The organism is bacterium (genome assembly GCA_026708015.1).
Taxonomy (GTDB): domain Bacteria; phylum Actinomycetota; class Acidimicrobiia; order Acidimicrobiales; family Bin134; genus Poriferisocius.
The window spans coordinates 1-15,645 of the sequence record JAPOVT010000018.1 but is presented as its reverse complement, the minus strand read 5'-3'; the positions used below and the strand labels follow the sequence as shown (position 1 = coordinate 15,645).

Annotated in this window: 16 protein-coding genes and 1 pseudogene; 14 read left to right on the top strand and 3 right to left on the bottom strand. The window is 60.9% G+C overall.

The genetic code is table 11. The features are described from left to right. Positions 1 to 790 precede the first annotated feature (790 nt). The 7 genes and pseudogenes from OXG30_03650 to OXG30_03620 all read left to right on the top strand — a co-directional run bounded on the left by OXG30_03650 (position 791) and on the right by OXG30_03620 (position 5,117). The gene (locus OXG30_03650) at positions 791 to 1,411 is read left to right on the top strand and encodes a type I restriction endonuclease (protein ID MCY4133993.1); all 621 of its coding nucleotides are present in this window, start codon (positions 791 to 793) and stop codon (positions 1,409 to 1,411) included. Positions 1,412 to 1,780: 369 nt separating this feature from the next. Further along, the gene (locus tag OXG30_03645; protein MCY4133992.1) at positions 1,781 to 2,644 is read left to right on the top strand and encodes a serine dehydrogenasease; all 864 of its coding nucleotides are present in this window, start codon (positions 1,781 to 1,783) and stop codon (positions 2,642 to 2,644) included. 15 nt (positions 2,645 to 2,659) lie between these two features. After that, on the top strand, positions 2,660 to 2,851 hold the full coding sequence (locus OXG30_03640) for a hypothetical protein (GenBank protein MCY4133991.1): 192 nt from the start codon (positions 2,660 to 2,662) through the stop codon (positions 2,849 to 2,851). 279 nt (positions 2,852 to 3,130) lie between these two features. Continuing rightward, on the top strand, positions 3,131 to 3,334 hold the full coding sequence (locus OXG30_03635) for a type II toxin-antitoxin system VapB family antitoxin (GenBank protein MCY4133990.1): 204 nt from the start codon (positions 3,131 to 3,133) through the stop codon (positions 3,332 to 3,334). Then, entirely contained in the window at positions 3,331 to 3,723 is a 393-nt protein-coding gene (locus tag OXG30_03630; GenBank protein ID MCY4133989.1) for a PIN domain nuclease, read from the top strand. The genes OXG30_03635 and OXG30_03630 overlap by 4 nt, the downstream gene beginning before the upstream one ends. Before the next feature lie 15 nt (positions 3,724 to 3,738). Continuing rightward, positions 3,739 to 4,752: pseudogene (locus tag OXG30_03625) on the top strand (class I SAM-dependent DNA methyltransferase). A 146-nt stretch (positions 4,753 to 4,898) separates the two neighbouring features. After that, complete coding sequence (locus OXG30_03620) at positions 4,899 to 5,117, top strand: hypothetical protein (protein ID MCY4133988.1); 219 nt, start codon at positions 4,899 to 4,901, stop codon at positions 5,115 to 5,117. A gap of 1 nt (position 5,118) precedes the next feature. Here the strand turns inward: OXG30_03620 and OXG30_03615 are convergent, their stop codons facing one another. After that, positions 5,119 to 5,385 carry a type II toxin-antitoxin system RelE/ParE family toxin gene (locus OXG30_03615; protein MCY4133987.1) on the bottom strand — a complete coding sequence of 89 codons (267 nt, stop codon included), beginning with the start codon at positions 5,383 to 5,385 and terminating at the stop codon, positions 5,119 to 5,121. Then, positions 5,382 to 5,633, bottom strand: coding sequence for a type II toxin-antitoxin system Phd/YefM family antitoxin (locus tag OXG30_03610; protein ID MCY4133986.1), 252 nt, complete (start codon positions 5,631 to 5,633; stop codon positions 5,382 to 5,384). The genes OXG30_03615 and OXG30_03610 overlap by 4 nt, the downstream gene beginning before the upstream one ends. Before the next feature lie 201 nt (positions 5,634 to 5,834). On the opposite strand from OXG30_03610, the gene OXG30_03605 reads away from it, so the two are divergent. From OXG30_03605 to OXG30_03585, 5 genes are all read left to right on the top strand, one after another. Continuing rightward, complete coding sequence (locus OXG30_03605) at positions 5,835 to 6,209, top strand: hypothetical protein (GenBank protein MCY4133985.1); 375 nt, start codon at positions 5,835 to 5,837, stop codon at positions 6,207 to 6,209. 111 nt (positions 6,210 to 6,320) lie between these two features. Beyond that, positions 6,321 to 6,620, top strand: a complete 300-nt coding sequence (locus OXG30_03600) for a type II toxin-antitoxin system prevent-host-death family antitoxin (GenBank protein ID MCY4133984.1) — start codon at positions 6,321 to 6,323, stop codon at positions 6,618 to 6,620. Further along, a complete protein-coding gene (locus OXG30_03595) occupies positions 6,611 to 7,033 on the top strand; it encodes a type II toxin-antitoxin system VapC family toxin (GenBank protein ID MCY4133983.1) in 423 nt (140 codons plus the stop codon). The genes OXG30_03600 and OXG30_03595 overlap by 10 nt, the downstream gene beginning before the upstream one ends. A 279-nt stretch (positions 7,034 to 7,312) precedes the next feature. After that, the gene (locus tag OXG30_03590) at positions 7,313 to 8,857 is read left to right on the top strand and encodes an acyl-CoA synthetase (protein ID MCY4133982.1); all 1,545 of its coding nucleotides are present in this window, start codon (positions 7,313 to 7,315) and stop codon (positions 8,855 to 8,857) included. Between the two features lie 58 nt (positions 8,858 to 8,915). Then, positions 8,916 to 10,082, top strand: coding sequence for an aromatic ring-hydroxylating dioxygenase subunit alpha (locus tag OXG30_03585; GenBank protein MCY4133981.1), 1,167 nt, complete (start codon positions 8,916 to 8,918; stop codon positions 10,080 to 10,082). Here OXG30_03585 and nadA read toward each other — a convergent pair. After that, complete coding sequence (nadA, locus tag OXG30_03580; protein ID MCY4133980.1) at positions 10,079 to 11,173, bottom strand: quinolinate synthase NadA; 1,095 nt, start codon at positions 11,171 to 11,173, stop codon at positions 10,079 to 10,081. The genes OXG30_03585 and nadA overlap by 4 nt on opposite strands. A gap of 226 nt (positions 11,174 to 11,399) precedes the next feature. Between nadA and uvrC the strand changes: the two genes are divergently transcribed. Further along, positions 11,400 to 13,259 (top strand): excinuclease ABC subunit UvrC, encoded by a 1,860-nt coding sequence (gene uvrC / locus OXG30_03575; GenBank protein ID MCY4133979.1) that lies wholly within the window; start codon positions 11,400 to 11,402, stop codon positions 13,257 to 13,259. Between the two features lie 59 nt (positions 13,260 to 13,318). Beyond that, the gene (gene rapZ / locus OXG30_03570) at positions 13,319 to 14,191 is read left to right on the top strand and encodes an RNase adapter RapZ (protein ID MCY4133978.1); all 873 of its coding nucleotides are present in this window, start codon (positions 13,319 to 13,321) and stop codon (positions 14,189 to 14,191) included. The last annotated feature ends 1,454 nt before the right edge of the window (positions 14,192 to 15,645 follow it).

The window sequence follows — 15,645 nt, the reverse complement described above, 5'->3', positions numbered from 1 at the left end:
CCGGCGCCCACAGCCGCCGCGACGCCTGCGCCAACCCCGGCACCCACGCCTGCACCAACCAGGGCTGCAACCCCCGCGCCCACTCCCGCACCCACCGAAACCATCGCCGCCGCAGCCGCTTCTGGCGGCAATGGCGGCGGAGGAAGCAACACCGGAATCTTCGTCGGCGTGGGAGTGGCGGCAGCAGCCGTAGTTGCCGGCGCCCTAGTGGCGATCAGACGAAGGCGAACTGCCTAGTTCGAGTCTTTCGTGATTGTGGCCACATGATCAATCCCCGCCGTCAGCATGCCGGTACCTGGCTCTCAGCTACTGGAGGCGGGAGAGACATGGAGGCGGAGCCCCAGACGTTCTAGGACCATGAGCACGGATCCAAGATCAGGGTTGCTGTTGATGGGAGCTCCATGAGCCGCGAGTCCCAACTCTTCGGCCATCGACGGCTTGCCCAAAACGCGAGCGATATCGCTAAGCGCGGCAGCCGTTAGCTCAGGATCATTCTCAGCAAGGACGGCATCCAGGTAGGCAATGATGTCTTCTTCAGAGTTCAGGTGATCTACTGCATCCCAAGTTTGCGTCCTGATAGTGCCCACGCAATTTCCCCAATCGGCTATAGGCGTTGTGCCATTTTAGTCGCTCGCAAATTCCCTGCTCACAGTCATATCTGCCATGTCGGGGACAATATCCACCACCTGTGACAGCTTGTCCCGAACCATCTACACTTGCCCGTCAGCATGACTACGGATTGGCACGACAGTCAGTGCCCAGACCTTCGAGTTGATAGCGCTCGCGGCGGATGACCTCTTCTTCTGACTACCTCACCCCCGAGGCTCGTGCTCGGATGGCGATCGACGAGCAGTTGGTGGAGTGCGGCTGGGTAGTGCAGGACTACCAGCACGCGGCGGTGGCAGCCGCCAGGGGTGTGGCGGTGCGAGAGGTTCCCACCGAAGCTGGCCCAGCCGACTATGTGCTGTATGTCGACTCTCAAGCGGTGGGGGTGATTGAGGCCAAGAAGGAAGGCACCACCCTTACCGGAGTGGAGCCCCAGACTCGCAAGTACCAGGCCGCCTACCCCGGCCAACTACCTGCATTCTTGGTGGATGAAGCGCTGCCCTTTGGCTACGAATCCACCGGCACTGAGACACGTTTCACCAGCGGGCTCGATCCAAAATCCACCTCTCGGCGGGTGTTCGCCTTCCACCGCCCTGAGGCGCTGGCTCGCTGGCGGGACAGATGCAAGGAGTTCAACGGCTGCGCGACCCTCCGCAACGGGTTCGGTGAGTTGCCCGACCTGGGCGACGAGCCACCCGGGCTGTGGCTGGCGCAAGCAGAGGCCATCCGCAACCTGGAGGCGTCGTTCAAGGACAACCGCCCCAGGGCATTGATCCAGATGTCTACCGGCGCGGGCAAGACGTGAGCCCGGCCCCTTTCCGACGACCCACCCAGACATCGCTATACGGCGACCGAGCCGCCAAACCCGGAGAGATGGATCTGCTCGTGCTCCCCAGAGTCTTGACAGACCAAGCAATGGCACGCGCTAGCTAGTGAGGGGTTGCCGACGAGGCCTGTCTGAGACCGCAGTCCCCCTGCCAAGGGCCTCGGCAACACCAACAATGGCACTTGGGGCTTTGTATGTCGGGAGTGGTCTGAGGATCCGCTGCCGTGCGCTGTGGGGCCAGAAAGGACCATGTCCATGACTGGCTGGCACATGATGGCGATGACGGCCATGAGGTGCTTCGATTTCGCCAACCCCTCCTATACTGGGGGTTGAGGAGGAATATCCGCCGTGACAGATTCTCTGGCACCCCCAAATGTCGGGGACAGCGCACGCGAATGGGCCAATGCCCGCCTTGCGGACATCGAGGCAATGATGGATGCAGACGGCTTGACGATCATCTCGCCCATGCAGGATGGCGTAGAGCACAGCATCAAGATCGCCATTGAGGGCAGGGAAAGCCGCAGAGCAAACCTCTTTGTTGTCCTAGACACTACTGGCGGTGCTGTTGAGGTCGTTGAAAGGATCGTCCGCGTGCTCAGGAAGCACTATGAGGGTGTCAAATTCATCATTCCCAACAGAGCAATGTCAGCGGGAACCGTGTTGGCGATGTCTGGTGACGAAATATGGATGGACTACCACTCTTGCCTTGGACCTATCGACCCGCAACTTTTTGTAGAGGGCCACTGGGTTCCTGCTCTCTCCTATCTTGAACAGTATGAGAGGCTCATTGAGAAAAGCCAACAAGGTGGCTTGTCTTCCGCAGAACTTGTATTGCTTGGGAAGCTCGACCTAGCGGCGCTGCATCGGTATGAGCTTGCACGAAACTTGTCAGTCGAATTGCTTCAACGCTGGCTTGCTACCCATAAGTTCAAAGACTGGACTGTGACAGAGGGTGGTAGCACTCCAGTTACCCAAGCGATGAAGGAAGATCGCGCCAGTGAAATAGCAAGCGCTCTCAGCGATCACACTCGTTGGCGTACACACGCACGGGGAATCGATATAGAGGTACTGAGAGAACTCAAGTTGCGGATTGAAGATCTTGATGATGACCCAAATCTCAAGAAAGCGGTCTGGGACTACTTCTGGTTCATGTGCAGCTATATGACAAGCAATGGGAGTCACTCCTTTGTCCACTCCCTCAATTTCTTTTAAGGAGCGATTTAGAAAATGGAACAAGACCAGTTGAACGAGATCATTGAACAGAATCCACACATTGATCTGTCCACCCTTGAGCGCAGCCGTCAGATTGACGAAGTGTTTGCCGAAATGGGTATCAAACTGGGCGGCTATCGCCTTGCACCGCCGCTAGGCGGGTCGCCACTCGATCTTCGCAGTATTTTCGACCAGAGAGTGTGGTGACCAGGGGCGGGCCGATCTGACGGGGCTGCCTGACTGGAAAGCAACGTGTGCGAAGGTCACGAGATCTCTTGGCGTGACCCCTTGAGGTTGGTCCAGTGGACCAAAAAACAGGGTCCGTCAAACCGACAGAGTTCAGGCATCTGAGTAGGCCCGCAGGCCCGGCATGAGCTCCTAGGCCACGCGCCTTGGGAGCTTGCCCCTCCAACCCCCACCCCTGGTTTAGCGCAGGCGCGAATTATCTGGGGCGTGTGCAGATGCTGGTTGGTGTATTATTGGTGTATGGCACGTACCAACATCGACATTGATGACGAGGTCTGCGAGTTGGTGATGCGACAATACGGGCTGCGGACCAAACGCGAGGCGGTGAATCTCGCGCTGCGCATGGCGGCCATAGAGCCGATGAGCCTTGAGGAAGCTCGGGCGATGAGAGGGTCGGGCTGGGAGGGCAACCTCGACGAAATGCGGACGACGCGGTATCCGTGATTTTTGCCGACACGTCGGCATGGGTGGAGTTTGTCCGCGACACCGGAAGTCCTGCTTGCAATTTGCTTGACAAGGCTTTGGACGGCGACATTGCCATCTGCGACGCGGTTCGCTTGGAAGTGCTCGCGGGAGCGCGCAGCGATAGGCATTTTCGGGACCTGCATCGCCTGTTGGCCCGTGCCGCAGTTGTCCCGACCATCCCGGATGACTATGACACAGCCGCATTGATCTACCGCTCGTGCCGCCGCGGTGGCGAGACTCCCCGGTCGCTCATCGACTGCCTTATCGCCGCCGTTGCCATTCGCGCCGGCATTGCACTCTTGCACGCCGACCGCGACTTCGACGTCATTGCCCGCCACTGCCGGTTGGAAACGGTTGCTGGGCTCTGACACGGTGAGGGGCTGATGACTTCCGACCCCAAGGCCATGGTGCAGAAGCTGTGGGACTTCTGCGATGTGCTCCGGGACGACGGCCTGTCGTACGGCGACTACCTGGAGCAGCTCACTTACCTGCTGTTTCTGAAGATGGCGGATGAACAGGAGGAATTGCTGGGGGAGCGGGTGGTGCCCATCGGCCTCGATTGGCAAACGCTGTTGAACCGATCGGGAGAGCAGCTTGAAGCCCAATACAACAAGACCCTTACTGAGCTGGGTTCATACGACGACATGCTCGGTGTGGTGTTCCGCAAGGCCCGGAATCGGATTCAGAACCCGGCCAAGTTGGAACAGCTCATCAAGGAATTCATCGATCAGCACGAGTGGATGAGCTACGACGCCGACCTCAAGGGCGACGCGTACGAGGGGCTGATTGAAAAGACAGCCCAAGAAGGCGCGAAAGGAGCGGGGCAGTATTTCACTCCTAGAGCCCTAATCTCTGCCATCGTCGACGTGATGCTTCCGGTGTCCGGCGACCGCATTTGCGACCCGGCCTGCGGCACTGGTGGGTTCTTCCTTGGGGCCTACCAGTCCATCGTCGAACGCTTCCCGCACCTGACTCCAGACCAGGCCGCCCACCTGCGATCCGGCGCATTCACCGGCTGGGAGATTGCCGACCTGCCCGCTCGGCTCTGTGCCATGAACCTGCTGCTCCACGGCATCGAGAGCCCGGAGTCCGACTCGCCCATCAACGTGGACGACGCTCTGCGCGACGATCCCGGCGAGCGCTTCGACATGGTGCTCACCAATCCGCCCTTCGGCCGGTCGTCATCTGACAGCTACGAGCGAGAGGACTTCTGGGCTACGACCAAGAACAAGCAGCTTAACTTCGTCCAGCACGTCGTTAGCCTGCTCAAGATCGGCGGCACGGCCGCGGTAGTAGTCCCCGACAACGTGCTGTTCGAGGCCGGTGCCGGCGAAACGATTCGCCGCCGACTCCTGCACGACTGCGATGTCCACACCCTGCTCCGACTCCCCACCGGCGGCCTCCTCCGCCGGCGCAGCCGGCACATTCTGATCAGTCACAGACATGATCCTTTCCGGCCCGCAGCACCAAACCGCTGACCCTCAGACCACGCGTTATATGGTTCCAGCAGGTCGAAGTTGTTGGGCTAGGGAGGACGGCCGAGATGCAGGGGTTCACGTTCACGCTGACCGTGCAGGGCCGCGATCTTCAGACAGGCGAGGCTGTTGACGCACTGTACGACGCGGGCTGTGATGATGCGTTGGTCAGGTCGTCCGAGGGGGTCCAGTTCTTGGACTTTGATCGCGAGGCTGGCTCCCTTGGGGAGGCAGTGCAGTCGGCGGTGGCAGATGTGGAGTCTGTTGAGGGTTTGGCGGTGACCTGACTCAGCGGGGTCGATAGACGTCGCAGCGGTGGCCGACACGGATGACCAGAATCATCAGACGGGTATCAATGACCTTGTACACGATTTGGTAGTTGCCGACACGGACTCGGTACACGGACTGCTCGCCTGTGAGCGCGACGCAGCTAGGGGGACGGGGCTCGTCGGCCAGCAGTTCTATTGCGGCTCGAATCCGCTGCTCTTCTTTGCGGGGTAGAGCAGCTATTGACTTAATGGCCCGGCGGGAGATCTCGACGGTATGTCGGCTCACTCGAGTCCTAGTGCAGCCTTGACCTCTTCCCAAGGCACGAAGTCATCTTCTGCTAGCACCTCAGCGAGTTCACGGCGATCATCGACGTCCTCTGCGATGTCGACAAGTCTGTCGAATGCATCTGGGTCCATGATCACAGCTACTCGTCGGCCCCGGCGGGTAACAGAAATGGGTTCGCCCGATCGCTGAGCCTCCTCGATCACCCCGGCCAATCGGTTTCGAGCCTCGCTCACTGGCAATTCCTTCATGTACGAATCGTACATAATGGTGGGACGCGTCGCCCACCATTTTCCATTCAGGCGAAAGACACGGGAAGGACGTGGGGCCCACTGGTGGATCGGTGCGCCTTCTGATATTGATTAGCATAGAACTATATGATAATACATGGAAAGACACTATTGCACCCGGTGATCAGGGTGCCCAGGCAATTCAGATAACGAGGAAGACTCATGATGGGTCCATTCCTGACGGGGGTGACGATCGGTTGTTTTGGGCTGATGATGCTCAACCTGGGGTTGTGCTTCCCCATTCTGAGAAACAAGTGGTACCGGCGGAAGCTGAAGAAAGTGCGGGCCGTTGGCCCTGACGGGACGGTGGTCACCAAGGACGACATTCGCCGTGAGCTCATGCGGGATCCGGTAGCGGCCGACCTGTTCACCAGCGACGACACGCCGGAAGACGTGGCCCGTTATCTGTTCTTGGAGGCCGAGCGGAGAGCGATGCTGCGCAAGTGCAATCGGCTCGACGATGACGAGAACGACTTCTTCGCCCCGCCCCGCCGCTCCGGCCCAGACCCCGGCTTCCGGGGCTGCAACGAGCTGTGATCTGCGCAGGATCAGCTTGCAGCGCATCTGGGTGGGGACGTCGTCGGCTCTTTCGCCTGCCAGCTAGATGTGGCCCTATTTTTGGGGCCACAAGATGTTATCGTGTTGGACATGGCAGCCAACCCGGCCAATCCAAGCTTCCAGAAGGTCACGACGCGACAGTTTCGAGACAACTTTTTCACTCTTATGCGTGATGTGCGTGAAACGGGTTGCGAAGTGGTCGTAACCAACAGGGGACAGCCATACGCCCGGGTTGTGCGGGAGATCGAGCACTCCGGCGGCATCATCGGGTGCGACAAGGACATTCTGCGGATCATCGGAGAAATACCGGACTCCATTACTCCGGCAGAGGAGTTCCACTCGGTGGTTGATCCCAAACGAGTGCTCGATGGGGAGACAGATTGGCACTGACCCTGCTCGACACCGATGTGTTGATCCGACTTCGAACTGATGACCCTCTCTTGGGGGTTGCAGCAAGGGAAGTGCTGGCTGAGCTGTTCGACTCGCAATTGCTAGCAGTATCGCCGGCCTCGTTCAACGAGGTCTCTCGTCTGGTGGAGAGGGGAGTGATCGAGTTGACCGTGCCTGTGCTGGACTGGTGTCGGCGCTGTTTGGACGGCGGTATCAGACTGATGCCGCTATCCGTGGAAATCGTGGCAGCAGCTCCTTGGTTGAAGAGGCGGGGATTCCAAGGCGACCCCTTCGACCAACTCATCGTGGCCACTGCTGTCAACCAGGGTTGCGGCCTGGCTACAACCGATAGGTCCATCATCTCTTGGGCTGATCAATCCGGAGAACTGACAGTTCTGAACGCCCGGGCGTAAGAGTGCTCGATGCTAATCTCGCTCAGTGGACATCTGTTGTTGTGACCACGGACTTGAGGTCGTTGGAGGAGGGCCAGGGAGATGAGTAGAAGAAGCGAAGAACGGCGAGTTATATGCGATGAAGAAGTTGAGGTTGCCCTATACCCCGGCCAGCCACCTCGCCGTCATCGGCTACGAATAACTGTGGACCCCAAGCCCGAGCCGCGCCACATCACTGGGACCCTGCCGGATTGGTACTTGACCTAGTTTCGGGGGCGAAAAGGGCTACTTTTTCAGCGCATGTATCCGGGGGAACACGCCCGCAACACGCCGGACAAGGCGGCGCAGATCATGGCCAGCACCGGGGAGGTCACCACCTACCGGGAGCTGGATGAGGCGGTCAACCGGTTGGCTCGGGTGCTGCACGACCGAGGGCTGCGGGAGGGCGACCACATCTCAACACTGGCCGAGAACCATCCCCGCTACTACGAGGCATATTGGGCGGCGATGACCTCGGGGCTCTACTTCACTGCCATCAACCGGTACCTGTCGCCCGAGGAAGCGGCCTACCTGGTGAATGACAGCGGCTCAACTGTGCTGATCACCACCAAGGCGATGGCCACGACTGCCACCAAGATGCTCGACCTCATCCCCGGCTGTCCGCACCGGCTGATGATCGACGGCGCGGTCGACGGCTTCGAGTCGTACGAGGACGCCGTTGCCGTCATGCCGAACGAGCCTCTGCCCCGCCTGCCCAAAGGGGGGGTGATGCTGTACTCCTCGGGTACCACCGGTAAGCCCAAGGGGATCCTGAGGCCTCTGCCCGGCGTCGAAGTGCACGATGACAGCCTCTCGGGCATAAGCATGCTTGAGCGCCACCTCCTCGGAATGAGCGAGGACTCCGTCTATCTGTCCCCGGCGCCCCTCTATCACTCTGCCCCCTTGATGTGGAGCGCCGGCCTGCACGAGTTGGGGGGCACGTTGGTGATCATGGACCGATTCGACCCTGAAAACTTCTTGGCTTACGTGGAGCAGTATTCGGTGACCGACTCGCAGCTCGTGCCCACCATGTTTATCCGCATGCTCAAGCTGCCCGAGGAGGTCCGCTGCCGATATGACCTGTCGTCATTGAAGATGGCGGTCCACGCTGCCGCGCCCTGTCCGGTGGCGGTCAAGGAGCAGATGATCGAGTGGTGGGGGCCGATCATCCAGGAGTACTACGCCGCCACTGAGGGCAGCGGGCTGTGCTTTATCGGCCCCGAGGACTGGCTGGCGCACAAGGGGTCGGTGGGCAAGGCCATGGTGGGAACCCTCCATATCTGCGATGACGACGGCCAAGAGCTTCCAATTGGGGAGCCGGGCCTCGTTTATTTCGATCAAGAGACCCCTCCTTTCGAGTATCACGGCGATACGGAGAAGACCAAGGACTCCCGCCACCCTGAGAACAAGAGCTGGACCACGGTGGGCGACATCGGATACGTGGACGAGGAGGGCTACCTCTACCTCACCGATCGGGCCACGTTCATGATCATCAGCGGCGGGGTCAACATCTACCCCCAGGAGATCGAGGCCTGTTTCGCCTTGCACCCAAAGGTGGCCGATGTGGCCGTGTTCGGGCTGCCCGACGAGGAGATGGGGGAGTACGTCCACGCCGTGGTGCAACTCGAAGACGGCGTTGAGGGAACCGACGGCCTGGCCGAGGAGCTGCGGACCTATGCCCGTAAGCGTCTGGCTGGCTACAAGGTGCCAAGGGTGGTCGACTTCCGGGCCGACTTTCCCCGCCTGCCCACCGGCAAGCTCTACAAGAAGCCCTTGCGGGAGGAGTACCTGGCCCGAAGGCCATGAAGGCCGGCCGCAGCCGGCTGGTTCCTAATCAGATTTGCCCACTAGTTAGAGTTGACCGATGCCCTACACCGACGATGCGATCCGGGACTTGACCCGACGGGTCTTCGATCTGTGGCAGGACAACACCACCGATCTGGCCCCCGAAGTGATGCGCCAGTCGGTCGACGCCTACCTTGACCAGCCCCGATTCGAGTACGAGGTCGAGCGGATCTTCAAGCACCTGCCGCTAGCGCTGGCAATTGGCTCCGAGCTTCCCGCCCCGGACACTTACAAGGCCATGGACGTAATGGGCGTCCCGGTGCTGCTCACCCGGGGCGCCGACGGTGCGGCCCGGGCCTTTCTCAACGTCTGCCGCCACCGGGGTTCGCCGCTGTGCGAGCCAGGTTCAGGTTCGGCTCAGCGGCTGACCTGTCCTTACCACGCCTGGTCCTACGACACCGCAGGTGACCTGGTGGGCATGTTCGGCGCCCACACCTTCGGCGACGTCGACCGCGACCACCTCGCGCTCACGCCGCTGGCCTGTGCCGAGAAGGCCGGCTTCGTGTTCGCCTGCCTCACCCCCGGCGTCAGCTTCGACATCGATACCTTTCTGGGCGACTTCGCTCCCTACGTCGCCGCCCTCGATCTCGACCAGTGGCACATCTTCGAGCAGCGCACCCTCGACGGGCCGGGCTGGAAGGTGGCATGGGACGGATATCTGGAGGGGTACCACCAGGAGCGGCTCCATCCCAAGACCGTGGGGCTGAACACAATCGGCAACCTCATGGCCCACGACACCTGGGGGCCGCACCAGCGCATCGTGTTCGGCCGAAAGTCGCTGCCCAAGCTGGTCGACCAGCCCGAAGAGGAGTGGGACCTCGACAAGCACATCCGCTTGATCCATTCCATATTTCCCAACGTCTCGATCTCGGGGATCCTGGGCGACTACTGCCTGGTGAGCCAGCTGTTCCCCGGTCCGACCGTCGACACCAGCCTCACCATCCAGACCGTGCTGTGCCGCCATGAGCCGACCACTGAAGAAGAGCAGAAAGTGGCCGAGCAGTTCAGCGCCTTGGTGCTTCAGGCGGTGCGCGACGAGGACTACTGGGTGGGCTTCCAGATCCAGAACGCCCTCAAGAGCGGAGCCACTTCAGAAGTGCTGTTCGGGCGCAACGAGCCAAGTTTGCAGCACTACCACCACGCGGTGGAGCGATATGCCGAGCTCAGCGTGGACCGAGAAACCTAGGTAATGCTCAGCATCCGGTCGAGGGCGACGCGGGCGTCGGCCGCAATGTCGGGCTCGACGGTGATGCGATTGCGGACTTTGCCCTCCGCCAAGCCCTCCAGCGTCCAGGCCAAGTGGGCGGCGTCGATGCGGAACATGGTGGAGCATGGGCAGATCAGAGGATCCAGCGACACCACTGTCTTGTCGGGGGTCTCGTCATTCAGCCGGTTCACCAGGTGGATTTCGGTGCCCACACCGATGACCGAGCCAGTCGGGGCGGCGGCCACCGCTTTGATGATGTAGTCGGTGGAGCCCACCTGGTCGGCCAGAGCGCATACCTCTCGGCTGCACTCGGGGTGGACCACCACGATCCCCTCAGGGTGCTCGGCCCGGAACGCGGCCACATGGTCGGGCTGGAACCGCTGGTGTACCGAGCAGTGCCCCTTCCACAGGAGCAGCACCGACTCCTTGCACTCGGCCTCGGTCAGCCCTCCCAAATCGAAACGGGGGTTCCAAACCGCCATGTGGCTCTCGTCGAAGCCCATGTCGAATCCGGTGTTGCGTCCCAGGTGCTGGTCGGGGAAGAAGAGCACCTGATCGCCCCGCTCCAGCGCCCACGTCAAAACCGCACGGGCGTTGGACGACGTACACACTGCACCGCCGTGGCGGGCCACGAATGCCTTCAGGTTGGCGGCGGAGTTCATATAGGTGATGGGCACCACCCGGTCGATGTCGGTCACCCGGGCCAGTTCGTCCCAGGCATCTTCCACTTGGTCGATGTCGGCCATGTCGGCCATGGAGCAGCCGGCGTTCAGGTCGGGGAGCACCACCTGCTGGTGGTTGCCGGTCAAGATGTCGGCCGATTCGGCCATGAAATGCACACCGCAAAAAACGATGTATTCGGCCTCGGGGCGCTGCTGAGCCAGCACCGACAGGCGGAAAGAGTCTCCTCGGACATCGGCCCACGCCATGACCTCGTCGCGTTGGTAGTGGTGTCCGAGAATGAACAGCCGGTCGCCCAGGGCGTTTTTCGCGTCGCCGATCCAGCCCGCCAATTGCTGGGGCGATGCCGTTGTGTACCGCTCAGGGAGCGGACGCTGAACGCGCAACATGTTTTGGGAACCTCCAGGAGGTACGGGAACTCCGATTAGCAGCCGGTGGGGACAGCCGGGTCGCCTCGCCACGGGGATGTCGGCCTCAGAGTTCGATATGTCGCCGGATACCCGGCCAGCGTGAATTGAAATCATATCCGCCTTAATCGGGCAATGAAAAGAGGTGGATCGAGTGTCTTGAAGGAAGGCAATCCGATGACCGCCCGGCTCGTAGGATGGACAGGGCATGTTGAACCGCCCGCCCTCCGGCACCATCCCTGATGCCGCAGGTTCGTACCAGTTCAAAGACCGCCATGGACGGCTCATTTACGTGGGCAAGGCCAAGAGCCTGCGGTCCCGGTTGGGCAGCTATTTCCAGAATCCGGCCTACCTGCCGCCCCGAACCGCCCAGATGGTGGCCGAGGCCGAATCGGTGGAGTGGATCCAGGTGGATACCGAGGTGGAGGCGCTGATGCTGGAGTACAGCCTTATCCAGCAGCACCAGCCCCGGTTCAACGTCCGCTACCGGGACGACAAGAGCTACCCGTTCCTGTGCGTGACCATGGTGGACGAGTGGCCCCGGGCCATGGTCATCCGGGGCCGCAAGAAGAAGGGCAACCGATATTTCGGGCCCTACGGGCACGCCTACGCCATCCGGGAGACCCTCGACCAACTGCTGCGCACCTTTCCCATCCGCACGTGCAGCGACAACAAGTTCAACCACCACGCCCGCCTCGGTCGGCCGTGTCTGCTGTATCACATTGAGAAGTGCGCCGGACCGTGCGTGGGCGAGGTGGAGCGGGAGCGCTACGACGAGATGGTGGATGACCTGCTGGCCTTCCTCGGCGGTGACACCGACGAGGTGGTCAAGCGGCTGGAGGACGATATGGCCCAGGCCTCTGCTGCCCTGGAGTTCGAGCAGGCCGCTCGCTGCCGGGATCGCTTGGCCAGCGTGCGCAAGGCCATCGAGGGACAGCAGATGGTGGGGGCCCGTTCGGAGGACTACGACGTGGTCGGCTTGGTGGACGACGAGCTGGAAGCCGCCTGCCAGGTGTTTTACGTCCGCAAGGGTCGGGTGATGGGTCGCCGGGGCTTCATCGTGGACAAAGCGGGCGACCTGAGCCGTGACGAGCTAGTGAGCCGGGTGCTGGAGCGGTTGTATTTCGAGGAGAACCCGCTGGGCAGTCCCAAGCAAGTGCTGGTTCCCGACCTGCCCGACAACCAGGGCCTGTACGAAGACTGGCTGCGGCACCAGCGGGGATCCAAGGTGGCCATCTCAGTGCCCCAGCGGGGGGCCAAACGCAAGCTCCAAGAGACAGTGGCCCGCAACGCGGCCGATGCCTTCGCCCGACACCGGCTCAAGCGCAGCACCGACCACAACAGCCGGGCCCGGGCCCTCAACGACCTCCAGAACTGCCTGGGTCTGCCCGAAGCCCCCCTGCGGATCGAGTGCTACGACATGAGCCACCTCCAAGGGTCCGACTATGTGGGCTCGATGGTGGTGATGGAGGACGGCCTGCCCCGCAAGTCGGAATACCGCCGGTTCAAGGTGCGCACCGTGGGCGGCAACGACGACTACGCCGCCATGGAAGAAGTGCTCACCCGGCGGCTGACCAATTACCTGGACGAGCGGGACCGTCCGGTGGAGGAGAAGGGGAAGTTCGCCTACCCGCCCCAGCTGCTGGTGGTGGACGGGGGCAAGGGCCAACTGGGCGTGGCCGAGCGGGTGCTAGCCCAGCTGGGCCTCGACGGAGAGATTTTCCCCGCCGGGCTGGCCAAGGAGTTCGAGCAGGTTTTTGTGCCGGGCCGGGCCGCCCCGGTGGAGATCCCGAGACCGTCGGAGAGCCTGTACCTGCTCCAGCGCATCCGAGACGAGAGCCACAGGTTCGCCAACGACTACCACCGCGAGCTACGGGGCAAGCGGATGACCCGATCCTCGCTGGACGGCATCACCGGCCTCGGCCCCACTCGGCGAGCCCGGCTGGTGAAAGAGATGGGCGGAGTGCGAGCGGTGGAGCGGGCAACCCTGGACGACCTGCTGGCCCTAAGCTGGCTCCCCGGTGCGGTGGCCCACTCGATCTACGAGAAGCTCCACGGGCCGCAATAGCCGCTGGGCGAGCCCAGAAGCTCCACGCCCCATCTCATCCCGGCCGTTAGTCTAAAGTCGTGGCCGAGTTCGTGGTGATCACCGGGATGTCGGGAGCAGGTCGGTCCCAGGCTGCCAACCACTTCGAGGACTTGGGCTGGTATGTGGTGGACAATCTGCCCCCGGCTCTACTGCCCAAGGTGCGGGAGTTCGCCGACGCTCCCGACAGCGGCATCTCCCGAGTGGGCCTGGTGCTGGGCCTGAACTTGTATCACCAGGAGGTGGCCCCGGCGCTGGCCGCACTCAAAGCGTGTGCTGAAGGCTCGGTGAGGATTCTCTTTCTCGACGCTTCTACCCCGGAACTGGTGAAGCGGTTCGAGAGCACAAAGCGCCGCCACCCGTTCGCCGGCGATTCGCCGATGGGTGTATCCGATGCCATCGAAGCCGAGCGGGAGGCACTGGGCTACCTCCGCAGCGAGGCCGACGTTGTGGTGGATACCTCCGAATACAGCATCTACCAGCTCAACCGCTTCATCGACGAGGTGTTCGAGTTGGACGCGGGGCCGGAGTCGGTGACCACCCGTATCATGTCGTTCGGCTTCAAGAACGGCATCCCACTTGATGCCGATCTGGTGTTGGACTGCCGCTTCTTGCCCAATCCCTACTGGGTGGAAGAGCTCCGCCCGCTCACCGGCCAGCACGATGCTGTGAAGGATTTTCTTCTCAACGGCCAGCCCATGGCTGAGACCTTTCTCCAGAAGACCGAGGATCTGCTCAAGCTCCTGATACCTGCCTATGTTAGAGAGGGCAAGTCGTACCTCACCATCGCCTTCGGCTGCACCGGGGGTCGCCACCGCTCGGTGTTCGTGGCCAAGGACATCAACCAACGCCTCACCGAAGACCCCGAACTCGGCGTCCGCCCCCTCATCACTCACCGGGATCTTGATTGCTGACAACTTGGAGAGGGATTTGGCAGAGCGCTGAGATTTGGAGTTGGGGGGGGGGGGGGGGGTAGACAGACTAGCTAATGATGAGGGCATATTTCGGTATTCTGTTGGTGATATGCGTGCTTTTGCCTGTGGCGAGCGCCAGTGCGCAACCTCAACCACAGCAACAAGTCGTCGAGCGTGACCGGCTCATCGCCGACCAAGAGAACTTGCTGAACACCTATCGGTGTTTGTTCGGGGTGGACGTAGATGTTGTGCCGGGTGGATGCGCCAACCCGGATACCATCGCTGCCGGCGCGGCTCCGGCGAACCCCGTCGCCAGCGACCTCGTGGCAAGGGACGGGCTGATTCAGAGCCAAGAGGCCCTGCTCAACGTCTACCGATGCCAATACAGTATCGACGCCCATCTGGTTCCCGGCGGTTGTTCCAAAAACTTACCCTCCCCGTCGCCCACACCGTCTTCAACGCCCACTGCGGCCCCAACACCGTCGGTCCAGACTGTGAGTGTGGTCCTGTGTGGTTCCGAAGGCGATTTCGACGATCAAGTTGCGCTGATTCCCAGTGTTGACACATCCCAGGATCTTTTGGAAGCTATGGTAGCTCAGCTCAACAAGGTTGTAAGTCCTTTCTGGTCGTGGCACTCCTCGGGTTTCTCTCGGCTTAACTTCATTGAGGCCGGTGTGGTGGAACGTGGGGATATTGAGCGCACCACAACTTTAACGTTATCTGAGTTAAGGGCCAAGTGCATTAGTTTCGACAGGCCACCTCAAACGACTATTCTCACCTATTTACCTAGTTATTCGGGGGGTGGGGGAATAGCCAGAGGAAAAACTATCTTCATGACTATGGACCTCGAAGGAGGCTGTATAGGTTGTGGTCGTATACCGTTTACAAATCATAAGACTACCATTCACGAGTTCGGTACCGAACTGCATGAGTTGGCACACTCTGTCTATAGTCTACGCCACACAAGAATTGGAATTCCTTTAGGCCAGTGTCTCTTGTTGTGTGGGATACCTATTGACTTTGCGAACGCCTCTCGCGGAGCGTACACGCTCCTAGGGTTCCCCTATTTGACTATCGATGGAGTTACTCCCGTGGTCGAGCACAATATGCCAAATGGCGATACTATCTCAAGGCCAGGTTGGGAGTTTCCGTTGATAGAAAGCGAACAGATAGTCGAGGTGGCTGATCTGAACATAGAAGGTCGGAAGCCGGCAGAAGGTCTCGGCTCTGTGATAGATAGAGTTTACGCCTCTATATCCTTGGCATGCTATGAACGCGAGAGAGCCGGTTTGCCGGTCGGTGGGGACAATCCGCCATGTGTGCGACTACCACCCGATACTGTGGATTTCGAAAACGTTGACTCCCCGCCCTTCCATAGGCGGCCGTATGAGACAGGGGAGGGTCTGTCAGTTTTTTTGTGTAACCGGTCGTGATGGTTTTCATTTGATGTGGTC

What these genes read in the sequence shown, in the direction of transcription:
- OXG30_03635 (MCY4133990.1), top strand. Translation starts at nt 3,131, where the DNA reads ATGGCACGTACCAACATCGACATTGATGACGAGGTCTGCGAGTTGGTG.
- OXG30_03620 (MCY4133988.1), top strand. Translation starts at nt 4,899, where the DNA reads ATGCAGGGGTTCACGTTCACGCTGACCGTGCAGGGCCGCGATCTTCAG.
- OXG30_03610 (MCY4133986.1), bottom strand. Translation starts at nt 5,633, where the DNA reads ATGAAGGAATTGCCAGTGAGCGAGGCTCGAAACCGATTGGCCGGGGTG.
- OXG30_03650 (MCY4133993.1), top strand. Translation starts at nt 791, where the DNA reads ATGACCTCTTCTTCTGACTACCTCACCCCCGAGGCTCGTGCTCGGATG.
- OXG30_03605 (MCY4133985.1), top strand. Translation starts at nt 5,835, where the DNA reads ATGATGGGTCCATTCCTGACGGGGGTGACGATCGGTTGTTTTGGGCTG.
- OXG30_03640 (MCY4133991.1), top strand. Translation starts at nt 2,660, where the DNA reads ATGGAACAAGACCAGTTGAACGAGATCATTGAACAGAATCCACACATT.
- OXG30_03600 (MCY4133984.1), top strand. Translation starts at nt 6,321, where the DNA reads ATGGCAGCCAACCCGGCCAATCCAAGCTTCCAGAAGGTCACGACGCGA.
- OXG30_03585 (MCY4133981.1), top strand. Translation starts at nt 8,916, where the DNA reads ATGCCCTACACCGACGATGCGATCCGGGACTTGACCCGACGGGTCTTC.
- nadA (MCY4133980.1), bottom strand. Translation starts at nt 11,173, where the DNA reads ATGTTGCGCGTTCAGCGTCCGCTCCCTGAGCGGTACACAACGGCATCG.
- uvrC (MCY4133979.1), top strand. Translation starts at nt 11,400, where the DNA reads ATGTTGAACCGCCCGCCCTCCGGCACCATCCCTGATGCCGCAGGTTCG.
- OXG30_03590 (MCY4133982.1), top strand. Translation starts at nt 7,313, where the DNA reads ATGTATCCGGGGGAACACGCCCGCAACACGCCGGACAAGGCGGCGCAG.